This is a genomic window from Micromonospora sp. NPDC018662, from assembly GCF_044391475.1.
GTDB lineage: Bacteria > Actinomycetota > Actinomycetes > Mycobacteriales > Micromonosporaceae > Micromonospora.
The window spans coordinates 1-14538 of the sequence record NZ_JBISAC010000002.1; the positions used below are offsets into that span (position 1 = coordinate 1).

Below are 14538 nucleotides of genomic sequence, written 5' to 3' on the forward strand. Positions count from 1 at the left end.
GCCCCCGGGAGACGGTCGGGCGGGCCCGCGGCCCCCGGGCCGTGCGGGGCGGGGGGGGAAGCGATACGCGGGGCCGCGCCCCCCCCCCCCGCGGGGGGCCCGGGGGGGGGGGGGGCCCCCCCCCGGGGCCCGGGGAACCCGCGCGGCGGTGCCTCACTCCCGCCGCGGCGGGTGGTCCGGCCGCGGGCTCTACAGCGCCGGGTAGGCGTTCTGCATGAGCTGCGCGAACTGGGCCGGGAACCAGGCGCCGGAGATCGGCGCGTCCGGCAGGGCACCGGACATGCTGTTCCCGTTGCGGGCGTTACCGGTGTACGTCGGGTCGCACATCCGGTCGAAGCCCTTGCCCTCGTTGTTCGGGATCTCCTTGCTGGAGCCGTCCGACTCGCCCGGGGGCTTCACCCAGACGTAGGCGTCGATACCCGGCTCCGGGTTCGCCCGCGGCCGCTCGCCGAGGCCCGCACCGGCCTGGTTGCACCAGTTGCCGGCGTGGATGCGGCGGTCGACCCGACCACCGTTGACGTAGGCGTCCACGCTGGTCAGCGGGCCCGCACCGGTCGGCCGCGCCGAGCCGCCCCAACCGTTGCGGGAGGTGTCGATCAGCATGCCGATGTTGCTGTCGAAGCCGATCGAGACCAGCTTCTGCCGGAACGCCTGGGCGAACGAGAGCTCGTCGACGTAGAAGTTCCAGTCGATCCACTTGGCCTGCCGCACGGTCTGGCCGTTCACCGAGTCGGTGATCTTGATGTACGGCTCCTTGAGCGCGGAGTAGTTCGCCGTGTTGACGATGAAGCCCTGCACGTTCTTCACCGTGCTGCCGGACGCGACGGCGGCGGCCTTGAGCTGGTCGGCGGTCGGGCCGAAGTTGCTGTCCCAGCCGATCCAGCCGTGGTGCGCGGCGTCGATGTAGTTGTAGACGTTGCCGATCGCGCCGAGCTTCGCCAGCGCGTAGCCCACGCCGTTGACGTACGCGCCGTTGGCCTTGACCGTGTCGCACATCGCGGTGCCGCCCGGCTGGCCCGAGGTGTTGGTCACCAGGTTGGGCAGCGAGTCGATCTCGATGATGTTGACGATGCGCAGGTTCTTGTACTTCGCGTCGGCCTGGATCGCGGCGATCGGGTCGATGTACTCGGTCTTGTAGCGGGGCAGGTCGTCCGGACCCAGCTCACCGTTCGACGCGAGCGCGGCGCAGTCGCGGCCGGGCAGGTTGTAGATGACGAACTGGATGTAGCCGGCGCCCTGGGCGAGCGCGGCGTCCAGGTGGGCGCGGACGCCCATCGCACCGTTGGAGCTGCTGTCCGGCGTGCCGTTGATGGCGGCGATCCGGTCGATCCAGACCGCGGTCGGGTTGTTCGACACCCGGTTGCCACCGGCCACCGACTCGGCCTTGGCCTTCCACTCCGGGTTCACGTACCCCTTCACCCCGGCGTACGGGTTGTCCACCTTCTGCCCCGGCGGGGTGGTGGGCGGCGGCGTGGTGGGGGGCGGGGTCGTCGGCGGGGTGCTCGTGGGGGGCGTGCTGGTCGGCGGCGTGCTCGTGGGCGGGGTGCTGGTGGGCGGCGTGCCGCCGTTGCAGACCGTGCCGTTGAGCGTGAACTGCGTCGGCTTCGGGTTGCTGCCGCTCCAGGCGCCGTTGAACCCGATGTTGGTGCTGGCGCCGGTGGCGAGCGAGCCGTTGTAGGACTCGTTCTGCGCGGTGACGTTCTGGCCGCTCTGGGTCCACTTCGCCGACCAGCCCTGCTGCACGCGCTGGCTGCTGTTCGGGAACGTGAAGCCGAGGGTCCACGAGCTGACCGGGTCACCGAGGTTCTTGATGACCACGGTGCCGGTGAAGCCACCGGCCCAGTCGTTGGTGGTGTAGTCAACGCTGCACTGCGTCGCGGCCTGCGCCGCGGTGACCGGAAGGGTCACCAGCCCGCCGGCCACGAGGACGCCGGCGCCGGTGAGCGCGAGCGTCCGGCTCCGGCCGGACAGCCTTCTCCACAGATTCATACCACTGATCTCCTTGGGCGAGACCGGATCCGCGTACGGCCCGGCGGAATGGCGGCGGTGGTCGCCCTGCGGGAACGACCGTGCGCGCCATGGGTTACTTCGGGGGACGCCCGTCCCGGACGGGCGTGAGGGTGGTGGTGCCGACCGGTCCGCAGGACCGGCCGAAGGAGCCGGACGTCGTCCGGTGAGACCGGTTGCCCTCGACGTCTGAGCTCGCGGTGTGGCTCCCCGAACCGCGTGCAGCGATTCTTGCATGGGAGCGCTTCCATGGCAATGGCTCGATACGCCCGCCTCGACCCTACCCCCGCCCCCACCCCACCCCGCCTTCCGAACCCGCCCCACCCCCACGCCGTTGATCATGAAGTTGACGGCGCCGGAAAGCGTTTCCCCACTCGCCAAACTCCATGATCACCAGCCCCGAGGTGTCGCTCGGAGGTCGCCGCCGGTGATCAAGGGGTTGGCGGGGTGGGGCACACGGGCCCAGATGGCTACAGGAGTCGCCTTACCCTCCGGAAAGCCGCATCATCGGCAAACTCCTAAAAACGAATCTTTCCCCGAATAAGTCGCGAAAAGGTCTAACGTCGGCCGTAGCTCGACTGACGTCGGGCTCAGGACGAACAGGGATGGAGTGACGCTGGTATGGCTGACAAGATGCTCGGGAAGATCGTCGCGGGTGCTGCTCTCGGCGGCGCGAGCCTTCTCGTGTTCACCCCGGGAATGGCCTACGCAGGCGGGCACGACGACGAGGGCAAGGTGATCGCCAAGCCGCACGTGGTCAAGGCCGGCGACAAGGTGGAACTGCTCCAGATCTGCGCGGAGCCCCAGGAGCACGCCTACGTCTGGTCGAAGGTGACCGGCAAGGTCGACCTCCACCCGGCCCGTGACGGCGAGCACGGCGACTGGGCCGACCAGGGCGGCAGTAACTGGGCCGACCAGGGAGGCGACTGGGCCGAGGACGCGGACCAGGGCCCCGACGGCAAGGACGGGCACGGGGAGGAGCACGGCAAGGCGCCGGAGGGCAAGGACGAGCACGGCAAGGCCGAAGAGGGCAAGGGCCCTGAGGGCAAGCCCGAAGAAGGCAAGGGCCCCGAGGGCAAGCCCGAAGAGGGCAAGGGCCCCGAGGGCAAGCCCGAAGAAGGCAAGGGCCCCGAGGGCAAGCCAGAAGAGGGCAAGGACGGGCACGGGCCCGGCGAGGCGGGGATGCCGGAGCCGCCGGCCGACGCGCCGAAGCCGGCCGGCATGGGTGCCGGCATGGCCGCCGACGCCGGGGACCAGGGTCCGCAGGGCCACGAGGAGTACGGCCAGGACGCCGAGCCGGGCTGGGACGCCGCCGACTGGACCCGGGACGAGTACGGCCCGGACGGCAAGGACGGACACGGCCAGGAGGCCAAGGACGAACACGGCGCCCGGCCGGAGGGCAAGAAGGACGAGCACGGCAAGGACGGCAAGGACGAACACGGCAAGGACGCCAAGGACGAACACGGCGCCGACGCCAAGGACGAACACGGCAAGGACGGCAAGGACGAACACGGCCAGGAGGCCAAGGACGAGCACGGCAAGGACGGCAAGGACGAACACGGTAAGGACGGCAAGGACGAGCACGGCGGCTGGCAGGAGGACTGGCAGGACGACGCCGGGTACGGCCAGGGCGAGGACGAGGCCGGCTGGGAGCACGGGAAGGACTTCGTCTACTACGGCGAGGCCCGCGTCTCCGAGGACGTCCACCCCGGCCGGTACGAGCTGAAGGGCTCCTGCGGCGAGGGCGAGCTGGTCGTCCTGCCCCGGGGCGGGGTCGACGGTGGTGACGGCGGCATGGCCACCACCGGCCTGGACCGTGGTCTCGCCACCGGGGGCGCCGGCATGATCGGTGCCGCCGCGCTCGGCGGACTGGTGCTGCTGCGCCGGCGGCGGGCCGGTGGCCTGGTCTGACCGGACGACGACCCGGGCCGGCGGCCGTCACGGGAGACCGTGGCGTGCCGCCGGCACGGCCGTCGTCGTCCTGCTCGCCATGCTGGGCTCCGGCCTGATCGGCGCATCCGTCCGCACCGTCCCGCCGCCCACCCCGCCGCAGCCGATCGCGCAGGCCGGACCGACCGGCACGACGGATGCCGCCGACCCGGCGTCCGGACCCGACGCGGACGGCGAGATCGCCGGACCCGACGCGGACGGTGGGGCCGTCACGCCGTGGGACGACGTCGACCCCGCACCGACGTCGCCGACGGCACCGCCCGCAGCCACCCCGACCGGCCCGGCGGGAACCGTCCCGCCCGGAACCACGCCGGCAGCACCATCCGGGGTCACGCCGCCCGGAGCTATGCCGGCGACACCGCCCGGCTCCCGCCCGGGGAGCGCTCCGGGCGTACCCTCCGCGGCCGTGCCGCCGGGTCCCGGGGCCGCGCCGACCGGGCCCACGGGTCCCGGGGCCGGGGCCGACCGCGGCCCGGCCGCGCTGCCCCGCTCCGCGCCCACCACCATCGTGATCCCGCGGATCGGGGTCCACGCCGAGATCATGACGCTCGGCACCAACCTGGACGGCACGGTCCAGGTGCCCCCGCTGGACCAGGCGATGAAGGCGGGCTGGTACTCCCCCGGCGCCAGCCCCGGCGAGGTCGGCAACGCGGTGGTCGTCGGGCACGTCGACTCCGCCAAGCTCGGCCCGGCGGTCTTCTTCAACCTGGGCGCGCTGCTGCCGGGCGACACCATCGCCGTGTCCCGGCAGGACGGCTCGACCGCCACGTTCACGGTGGAGGAGGTCCGGTCGTACCCGAAGACCGCCTTCCCGGCGGAACAGGTCTACGGCCCGTCCGCCGTGCCCGGCCTGCGCGTGGTCACCTGCGGCGGCGTGTTCGACCGGAGCGCCGGCAGCTACCTGAACAACATCGTGGTCTACGCGCGCATGATCACGTAAACCACCTCATGCACGGAAAGAGTGCCCATCCGAAGCGCGATGGGCACTCTTTCCGTGTATCAGCGAGCGGGCCGGGCGACGGGGCGTCAGGCCGCCGCCGAGGTCCGGACCAGGGTACGGATCTGGCGCAGCAGGACGGACAGCGCGGACAGGTCGGCGCGGGACTCGTCGAACTCCCCCATCGCCCGGTGCGCCCGGTGGATCGAGGTCGCGTTCGCCTGCTCCCACTCCTGCACCCGTTCCACCGGCGGCTGGCTGTCCGAGGTGGAACTCAGCACCTCCGCGGTGAGCGCGGCCAGCGCGGCGTACAGGTCGTAGCGCAGCGCCATCCGGGCCAGCGTCTGCCAGCGGTCCTCCCGTGGCAGCAGGGAGATCTTCGACAGCAGCGCGTCCACCCGGAACCGGTCGGAGAGCACGAAGTAGACCGAGGCCACCTCGCTGACCTCCCGCCCGGTCGCCTTCGCCGTCTCGACGATGTCGAGCAGGCCGAAGCTGTACATCAGGCGGGTCGCCTGCACGGCCAGCTCAGGCGGCAGCCCCTTGCCGACCAGCGCGTCGATGTGCGCCGCGATCGCCTCTCGCTCGGTGCCCCAGAACAGGCGCTCCAGGTCCGGCATGAGCTGGGCCACGCCGTCGCGCAGCCGGGCGATCTCCGCCGGCACGTCGATCGGCGAGCGCCGGTTGGTGACCAGCCAGCGCACCGCGCGGTCGAGCAGCCGCCGGGTGTCCAGGTAGACGGCGGTCTGCAACTCGGGCGAGACCTTGTTGTCCAGCGCCTCGACCGCGTTCCACAGGTCGCCCAGCTCGAACACCTCGCGGACCACCACGTACGCCCGCAGCACGTCCGCCGCCGAGGCGGCCGTCTCCTCGACCGTCCGGAACACGAACGAGATGCCGCCCCGGTTGATCGCCTCGTTGACCAGCACCGTGGTGACGATGTCCCGGCGCAGCCGGTGCCGGCCCATCCGGTCGGCGAAGCGCTGCCGCAGCGGCGTCGGGAAGTAGTTGACCAGGACGTCGGTCGTCCACTCCTCGTCCGCCAGGCCCTCGCCGACGATCTCCCGCTCCAGCACGATCTTCACGTACGCGAGCAGCACCGCGAACTCCGGCGGGGTCAGCCCGGTCTCGACGCGGACCGCCAGCTCCTCGTCCGACGGCAGCGCCTCCAGCGCCCGGTCCAGCGCGCCGGACCGCTCCAGCTCGTTGATCATCCGGCGGTGCACCGGGAGCAGCGAGGCGGCCTGGGCCTGGGCGTTGTTCAGCGCCCGCGCCTGGTCGTAGTTGTCCCGCAGCACCAGCTCGGCGACCTCGTCGGTCATCTGGGCCAGCAGCTCGTCGCGCTCCGGCCGGTCCAGTTCCCCGTCGGCGACCGCGGTGTTCAGCAGGATCTTGATGTTCACCTCGTGGTCGGAGCAGTCCACCCCAGCCGCGTTGTCGATGAAGTCGGTGTAGATGCGGCCGCCGCCGGCGGCGTACTCGATCCGGCCCTGCTGGGTGAAGCCGAGGTTGCCGCCCTCGCCGACCACCCGGCAGCGCAGGCTCTTGCCGTCCACCCGGATGGCGTCGTTGGACTTGTCCCCGACCTCGGCGTTGGTCTGCGTCGACGCCTTCACGTAGGTGCCGATGCCGCCGTTCCAGAACAGGTCCACCGGCGCGGTGACGATCGCCTTCATCAGCTCCTGCGGGCTGAGCTGCGTGACGTCGTCGTCGAGGCCGAGCACCGCGCGGACCTGCGGCGTGATCGGCACCGACTTCGCGGTACGCGGGAAGATGCCGCCGCCTTCCGAGATCAGCTCCGGGTCGTAGTCCTCCCAGGACGACCGGGGCCTGTCGAACAGCCGCTTGCGCTCCCGGTACGAGGTGGCCGCGTCCGGGTCCGGGTCCAGGAAGATGTGCCGGTGGTCGAACGCGGCCAGCAGCCGGATGTGCTCCGAGAGCAGCATCCCGTTGCCGAACACGTCGCCGGACATGTCGCCGACGCCGACCACTGTGAAGTCCTGGGTCTGGGTGTCGTGCCCCAGCTCCCGGAAGTGCCGCTTCACCGACTCCCAGGCGCCGCGGGCGGTGATGCCCATCTTCTTGTGGTCGTAGCCGGCCGAGCCGCCGGAGGCGAACGCGTCGCCCAGCCAGAAGTGGTGCGCGGTGGAGATCTCGTTGGCGATGTCGGAGAACGTCGCGGTGCCCTTGTCCGCCGCGACCACCAGGTAGGGGTCGTCGGCGTCGTGCCGGACCACGTCCTCCGGCGGCACGATCTCACCGCTGGCGATGTTGTCAGTGACGTCGAGCAGCGCGGAGATGAACTCCTTGTAGCAGACCACCGCCTCGTCCCGGTCGCCCGGCTTCTGCTTGAGCACGAAGCCACCCTTGGCGCCGACCGGCACGATCACCGCGTTCTTCACCATCTGCGCCTTGACCAGGCCCAGCACCTCGGTACGGAAGTCCTCGCGCCGGTCGGACCAGCGCAGGCCGCCCCGGGCCACCGGCCCGAACCGCAGGTGCACGCCCTCGAAGCGGGGCGAGTAGACGAAGATCTCGAACTTCGGGCGCGGGGCCGGCAGGTCCGGGATGGCCTGCGGGTCCAGCTTGAACGCCACGTACGGCTTGGGCCGCCCGCCCACCGGCTTCTGGTAGAAGCTGGTGCGCAGCGTGGCCTGGATCAACGTCAGGTAGGCACGCAGGATGCGGTCCTGGTCGAGGCTGGCCACCTCGTCCAGCGCCTCGCCGATCGCGTCGACCAGCTCGCCGCTGCGCTGCCGCCGCTCGTCAAGCGTGGTCGCGCCGGGCGCGAACCGGGTCTCGAAGAGCTGCACCAGCAGCCCGGCGATGCGCGGGTACGCGATGAACGTCTGCTCCATGTACTCCTGGGAGAACACGGTGCCGGCCTGCCGCAGGTACTTCGCGTACGCGCGCAGCACCACCACCTGCCGCCAGGTGAGCCCGGTGCGCAGCACCAGCTCGTTGAAGCCGTCCACCTCGGCCTCGCCCCGCCACGCGGCGGCGAACGCGTTCTCCACGTGCGGGCGCACCTCGGCCAGGTCCTGGTGCCGCTCCGGCAGCTCCAGGCCGAAGTCGTAGAGCCAGATCCGGCCGTCGACGCGCTCCACCTCGTACGGGTGCTCGTCGACCACCTTCACGCCGAGCGAGTGCAGCACCGGCAGCACGGCGGAGAGCATCATCGGCTCGCCGTACCGGTAGACCTTGAACCGCACGTCCATCGACTCGTCGGCGTCGGCGGCCCGGCCCGAGTAGGCCCGGGGCGCCAACTGCTTGCGGAACAGGTGCATCTCGAGCTGGCCCGGCTCCTCCAGCAGCTCCAGCTTGGCCAGGTCCTTCATCGCCTCGTACGGCGTGTGCCCGTCCTTGTAGCCCTCCGGGAACGCGTCGGCGTACCTGCTGAACAGGTGCTTGGCCTGCTCGTCGCCGAGCTTGCGCTCCAGCACCAGCCGGTAGTCGTCGTCCCAGAGCCGGGTGGCGTCGGCCAGCTCCTCGGCGAGCAGGTCGGCGTCGATCTCGCCGGGCGGGTTGTTCGGGTCGGTGCGGACGATGAAGTGCACCCGGGCCAGCATCGACTCGGTGACCCGGGTGGTGTAGTCGACGCCGACGCCGTTCAGCTCGCGCAGCAGGATGTCCTGCATGCGCAGCCGGTTCTGCGTGGTGAAGCGGTCCCGGGGCAGGTAGATCAGGCAGGAGATGAACCGCCCGTACGCGTCGCGCCGCAGGAAGACCCGGAGCTGCCGGCGGCCGGCCATCCGCAGCACGCCGATCACCGCGTGGTAGAGGTCGTCGGTCTTGATCTGGAACAGCTCGTCGCGCGGGTAGGTCTCCAGGATCTGGAGCAGGTCCTTGCCGGAGTGGCTGCGCAGGCTCAGGCCGGAGCGGTCCAGCACCTCGGCGACCTTGCGGCGCACCACCGGCAGCTCCTGCACGCTGGTCCGGTAGGCGGCGGTGGAGAACAGGCCCAGGAAGCGCCGCTCCCCGACCACGTCACCGGCGTCGTTGAAGATCTTGAAGCCGATGTAGTCGAGGTAGGCCGAGCGGTGCACCGTGGCGCGCGAGTTGGCCTTGGTGATGATGAGCAGGCGCTTCTCCAGCACCCGCTCGTGCGCCTCCGGGGTCATCGAGTTCAGCGACCGGGCCTCCGGCGAGTCGGAGCGCAGGATGCCCAGCCCGGTGCCGAGGACCGCCTCCAGGGCCTGCCCGCCGTCCGCCCCGTCCGCGTCGACCAGGCGGTACTCCCGGTAGCCGAGGAACGTGAAGTGGTCGTGCGCGAGCCAGCGCAGCAGCTCCACCGAGTCCGTGATGTCCTTCTCCGGCACCGGCGGGCGGTTGTCCGAGGTCCGCGCGGCGGCCAGCTCGTCGGCGAGCGCCAGCGCCCGCTGCCGCATCTTGGGCCAGTCCTCGACGGCCTCCCGCACGTCGGTGAGCACCCGCTGGAGCTCGCGGCGCACCGCTTCCCGCTCGGCCGGGTCGCGGACCGGGTCGATCTCGATCCGCATCCAGCTCTCGACCAGGTCTCCGGCGATCGCGTCGTCCGGCTCCACGTCCGCGGAGACCTCGGTGAGCCGGCCCAGCGGCTCCCGCCGGACCACGACCAGCGGGTGCACCAGCAGGTGCACGTCGAGGTGGCGGGAGTTCAGCAGCGCGGTCACCGAGTCGACCAGGAACGGCATGTCGTCGGTGACGATCTCGACGACGGTGTGGTGCTGCTCGGCGTCCGGCTCGTGGATGCGCAGCTTCAGCTCGCCCGGCACCCGCTGCTGGGCCAGGTCCCGGTGGGCCCGGGCCGCCTCCAGCATCTCCTCGGCGGTGAAGCCGATCAGTTCCTCGTCCGGCGCGAACCGCCAGAAGCGGTCCACCAGCGTGGCCGCGTCGTGGTCGTCGCCGGCCAGCGCGACCGCCTGGGCGACCAGCCGCTCCGCGTTGGGCACCGGCTCGTCCAGCTCGGCGTCCTCGACGTCGGCCAGCGCCTGCGCGGGCAGGCCCAGGTCGTAGAGGGTGTCGATGCTGGAACCGGTCAGGCCGGTCACTCCTGTGTCGAGACGGCCGAAACCGTCCCCGTCGGTCGCCGAATCGAAGCTGTCATCGTCCTGGCTGGTGTCAGCCTGGAGATCGGGTCCCGGTTTGATCGCCGGACGCCGGTCCATCGGTGCCACTCCCCTCGACCCACCGCGTTGTGGGTCACTCTGCCGCCCAGCCTAGGCCCTGCCGTCGTACCCCTCCGTCGGCGGACCACTGGCCGGACGTCCGGATCGGGACTGTGCCCTTTCACCTGTTGCGGGTTCGTGGTCGGCCGGCTGCGGATTACCCCGGCTGGCGATGTTCATCACACTGCCACACGCCCGTTCTGAACCCGCCGGAGGCGGTGGCGGGGCGGTGGGGAGCCGCGTGGCGTACTAGCGTGCAGGTCAGTTCGCACCGGAGGGACCGCTTCATGCCCCTGTCGTACCCCGTCCGCCCCCGTCGCCAATCCCGCCGCCGGCCGCTCGCGACGCTGGTCGCCGCGCTGCTGGCCGCCGGCGTGGTGACCGGGTGCTCCGGCGAGGACGGGCCGGCCCGCACCGTCGACGCCTTCCTGGCCGGCTGGCGCTCGGGTGACCTACAACCGGTTGGGTTCATCGCGCCGACCGGGGCACGGGTGCCGGCGGCCGAGGTGACCAAGCAGCTGAAGGCGCTCGTCGGCGACCTGGCCGGCACGCCGCCGGCGCTGGAGCGCACCGGTGAGATCACGACCGCCGGCGACATCGCCACCGCCCGGGTCCGGCTGACCTGGGCGCTGCCGGGCGGCGCCCGCTGGGCGTACGAGAACCCGGTGCGGCTCAAGGGCGGCGGCGACCAGTGGCAGGTGATCTGGGAGCCGGGCGTGGTGCACGAGAAGCTGACCGAGGGCGACCACCTCGCGTTGCGCCGGGAGCCGGCGGAGCGGGCCGCGGTGCTGGACGCCGCCGGCAACCCGATCGTGGCGCCCCGCCCGGTGGTCCGGGTGCAGGTCGCGCCCGGCGAGGTGAAGGACGTGCCGGGCCTGGTGCGGCGGCTGGACGCCGCGTTCAAGGCGATCCGGCCCGCGCTCAGCCCGCCGGTCGACGTCAGCGACCTGCCCAAGCGACTCAAGGAGGCGGACCGGGACGCGCTGGTCGAGGTGGTGACGCTGCGCGACGACGCCTACCGGCAGATCAAGTCCAAGATCTACGACCTGCCCGGCACCCGGTTCCCCACCGACCAGCTCATGCTGGCCCCGACCCGGGAGTTCGCCCGGGCGTTGCTCGGCTCCGTCGACCAGGCCCAGGCCGACGATCTCCAGGCCCACCCCGACCGGTACGCCCGCGGCGACCTGGTCGGCCACGGCGGCCTCCAGGGCCGGTACGACGAACGCCTGCGCGGCGTGCCCGGCGTCACCGTGATCACCGAGCGTCCCGCCGCGGAGGGCGCCACCGAGCCCACCGGCACCGAGGTGTTCCGCAGCGACCCGAAGCCCGGCCAGCCGGTGAAGACCACGCTGGACGTGGCCACCCAGAACGCCGCCGACGCCGCGCTGCGGGGCCAGACCCGCCGTTCCGCGCTGGTCGCGGTGCGGATCAGCGACGGCGCGGTGCTGGCCACCGCGAACGGCCCCGGCGCGGCCGGCGAGAACCTCGCGTTCACCGCCCAGGTGCCGCCCGGCTCCACGTTCAAGATGGTCAGCGCGCTCGGCCTGCTCGACCGCGGCGCGGTGACCCCGCAGACCACGGTGAACTGCCCGAAGACCGCCGAGGTCGACGGACGCATCTTCAAGAACTCGGACAACTTCGAGTTGGGCGCGGTGCCGTTCGCCACCGACTTCGCGAAGTCCTGCAACACCGCCTTCACCGCGCTGGCCCCGCAGCTCGGTCCGGACGGGCTCGCCCAGACCGGCCGCACGCTCGGGTTGGAGGCCGGCTGGGACCTGGGCGCGGACGTGTTCACCGGCAAGGTCTCCGCGAACGGGGGCCGCACCGAGCAGGCCGCCGCCGCGATCGGCCAGGGCACCACGGTGGTCAGCCCGCTGGCCATGGCCGGTGCCACCGCGGCCGTGGCGCGGGGCCGCTTCGAGCAGCCCAGGTTGCTGCTCGACCCGGTGCCGGGCAAGCCCGCCCCGGCCGGGCCGGCGCTCAAGCCGGAGTCCGTGGCGGCGCTGAAGACGCTGATGCGCGGCGTGGTCACCGCCGGCACGGCCACCGCCCTGGCCAAGGTGCCCGGTGAGCCGGTGCACGGCAAGACCGGCACCGCGGAATACGACAACAACCCGGCGCACACCCACGCCTGGTTCGTCGGCTGGCAGGGCGACGTGGCCTTCGCCGTCTTCGTCGAGCAGGGCGGTTCCAGCACTGCCAGCGCGGTGCCGATCGCCGAGCGGTTCCTGCGCGGCCTGGCCCGTTGAGCGCGCGGGCCGTCGACGACGGTGGAGTGACCGCTCAGGCGGGTTCGCCGGCTGCCGGCGCCTGCCTGACCGGCGCGGCGTCCGCCTCGGGCACCGCGACGCGGCGGAGCAACCCGGGGCCGACGGCCGGCCCGGAGACCTTCTCGCCCGGCTCCGGCAGCCACGCCGCCGTGTCGTCGTCGCCGTCCTCGTCGTCGTCGTCCAGGACGGTGCGCGGGCCGGTCGGGTCCGTCGCGTCAGCGGGTACCGGCACCGTCACCGCCCCGCGCGCCATCCGACCGTGGCCCGGCCGGGGCGTCGGGGCCGCCGGGCCGGCCGGCAGCAGCCGGGGCGGCACCGCGCCCGGGGCGACGACCGGGGCGAGCCCGGCCACCACCGTGTTCACGATCTCCGCCGCGTACGCCCCGTCCGGGTCGTAGTCGGGGTCGAAGACGGTCAGCTCGACGCCGAGGCAGTGCGGCGTGTCGACCAGCCCGGCGAGCAGGATCTCCAGTTCGGCGAAGGCGATGCCGCCCGGGTCGGGCGCGTCGACGGCGGGCATCACGGCCGGGTCGAGCACGTCGACGTCGATGTGCACCCAGTAGCCGGCGCAGTCGACGAGCTGCTCGTGCGCCCACTGCGCGGTCCGGGCCGCGCCCTCGGCGCGCAGCGCCGGCACCGGCCGGGTGGTGATGCCGGCGGCCTGGAGGTCGAGGCGATACTCGTCCTGGGCGCGGATGCCGAGCACCACCACGTCGACGTCGCGGAAGTAGGGGCGCCGCCCCTCGATGGCGGCCAGGTCGGGCTGCCCCCGCCCGGTGACCAGGGCCAGGTCCTCCCCCGCCGCGGCGCCGACGTAGGAGGCGTTGCCGGGGTGCCGGAAGTCGGAGTGGCCGTCCACGAAGACCAGCCCGATCCGCCCGCCGACCGCCTCGCCGAGCCGGTGCATGGCCAGCGCCGAGCCGAGCAGCACCGAGCAGTCCCCGCCGAGCACCAGCGGAAACTCGCCCCGGTCGATGATCGCGCCGACCCGGTCGGCGAGCGCCACCGAGTAGGCCGAGATCTCCGGTGCGTGGCAGACACCGTCGCCGGGCCGCCAGTCGCCCGGGTCGTACCGGGGCGCGGTGAGGCAGCCGGCGTCGCGGGCTCGCAGCCGGGCGAGCAGCCCGTGGTCGCGCAGCGCGCCGGGCGCCTTGCCGCAGCCGGGGACGGAGCTGGCCGTGGGCGGGCGCAGTCCGAGGTTTGTCGGCGCGTCGAGGACGGCGATCCGGCGCATCATGAGCTCCCGTCCTCGATGGTCGGGCGGGCCGGCGGTGCGCCGGCCCGCGCGGGCGTGCGTCGAATTCAGAACAGGGCGCTGGCCAGGGCGCGTCGGGCGGAGGCCACGGCGGGGTCGTCCGGGCCGGCGATGGTGAACAGGCCGATCAGGTGCTGGCGGACCCGGTCCCGCTCCTCGCCGGCGGTCCGGCGGACCAGGCCGACCAGTCGCTGGTAGGCCTGCTCGGCCAGCCCGCTGAGCACCTCGATGTCGGCGGCCAGCAGTTGGGCGTCCACGTCGTCGGGGGCCGCCGCGGCGGCGTCGAGCGCCCCCTGCGGGTCCGCGCCGGCCACCCGGCGGGCCAGCCCGACCTGCGCCAGGCCCGCCTCCGCCGCCGCGTCCGCCGGGGACTCGGCCAGGATCTTCCGGTACGCCGCCTCGGCGGCGTCCAGGTCGCCGCTCATCAACGCGTCGTCGGCGGCGTCGAGCCGCGGGTCCTCCGGCTCGGCCACCTCGACGCCGCCGGCCTTGAGCACGGCCTGGAGCCACTTGCGCAGCTCCGACTCGGGCAGTACGCCCGGGAAGGCGTCGACCGGTCGACCGCCGACGATGGCGTAGGTGGTGGGCAGCGCCTGGAGTTGGAACATCTGCGCGAGCCGGGGCTGCTGCTGCACGTCGACCCGGGCCAGGAGCCACGCGCCGGCGCCCTCGGCGGCCAGCCGCTCCAGCACCGGGGCGAACTGGTCGCTCTCCGGATAGCCGGCGGCCCCGAAGAAGACCACGACCGGTGTGGAGAGCGAGCGTTCGAGCACCTCGGACTGGATGTTCGCCTCGGTCACGTCGATCACGGCGGCCGAGCCGGCGGGGCTGCTGGGCAGCCCGGCGGGCGGGCCGCCCTGGGACGGTGTGGCGGGAGAGGTGTCGGCCGGTGCGGGGGTGCGCAGCGCGCTGAGGTCGACCGCGCCGCGGGTGAAGATCGACGAGGTGATCCGTGGGTCGCTCATGGTTGTC

The 14538-nt window shown here is 72.7% G+C and carries 6 protein-coding genes and 2 pseudogenes; 4 read left to right on the forward strand and 4 right to left on the reverse strand.

Translation table 11 applies throughout. The features are described 5' to 3' along the window. Positions 1–189: 189 nt before the first annotated feature. Entirely contained in the window at positions 190–1989 is a 1800-nt protein-coding gene (locus tag ACH495_RS05330; RefSeq protein ID WP_396856537.1) for a glycoside hydrolase family 6 protein, read from the reverse strand. A gap of 639 nt (positions 1990–2628) precedes the next feature. Here ACH495_RS05330 and ACH495_RS05335 point away from each other — a divergent pair. The 3 genes and pseudogenes from ACH495_RS05335 to ACH495_RS05345 form a co-directional block, all read left to right on the forward strand. Further along, positions 2629–3918, forward strand: a complete 1290-nt coding sequence (locus ACH495_RS05335; protein ID WP_396856538.1) for a hypothetical protein — start codon at positions 2629–2631, stop codon at positions 3916–3918. Beyond that, positions 3905–4126: pseudogene (locus ACH495_RS05340) on the forward strand (class F sortase); the annotation flags it as partial. The gene ACH495_RS05335 and the pseudogene ACH495_RS05340, both read left to right, overlap by 14 nt. A gap of 234 nt (positions 4127–4360) precedes the next feature. Further along, positions 4361–4897, forward strand: a pseudogene (locus ACH495_RS05345) (class F sortase); the annotation flags it as partial. A gap of 86 nt (positions 4898–4983) precedes the next feature. Here ACH495_RS05345 and ACH495_RS05350 read toward each other — a convergent pair. Continuing rightward, complete coding sequence (locus tag ACH495_RS05350) at positions 4984–10041, reverse strand: NAD-glutamate dehydrogenase (protein ID WP_396856539.1); 5058 nt, start codon at positions 10039–10041, stop codon at positions 4984–4986. Positions 10042–10328: 287 nt separating this feature from the next. Here ACH495_RS05350 and ACH495_RS05355 point away from each other — a divergent pair, with 287 nt between their 5' ends. Further along, positions 10329–12290, forward strand: coding sequence for a penicillin-binding transpeptidase domain-containing protein (locus ACH495_RS05355; protein WP_396856540.1), 1962 nt, complete (start codon positions 10329–10331; stop codon positions 12288–12290). Between the two features lie 34 nt (positions 12291–12324). Here ACH495_RS05355 and ACH495_RS05360 read toward each other — a convergent pair whose 3' ends face one another. Both ACH495_RS05360 and ACH495_RS05365 read right to left on the reverse strand, forming a co-directional pair. Next, a complete protein-coding gene (locus ACH495_RS05360; protein WP_396856541.1) occupies positions 12325–13548 on the reverse strand; it encodes an arginase family protein in 1224 nt (407 codons plus the stop codon). Positions 13549–13613: 65 nt separating this feature from the next. Continuing rightward, a complete protein-coding gene (locus tag ACH495_RS05365; RefSeq protein ID WP_396856542.1) occupies positions 13614–14531 on the reverse strand; it encodes a tetratricopeptide repeat protein in 918 nt (305 codons plus the stop codon). Between the last annotated feature and the right edge of the window lie 7 nt (positions 14532–14538).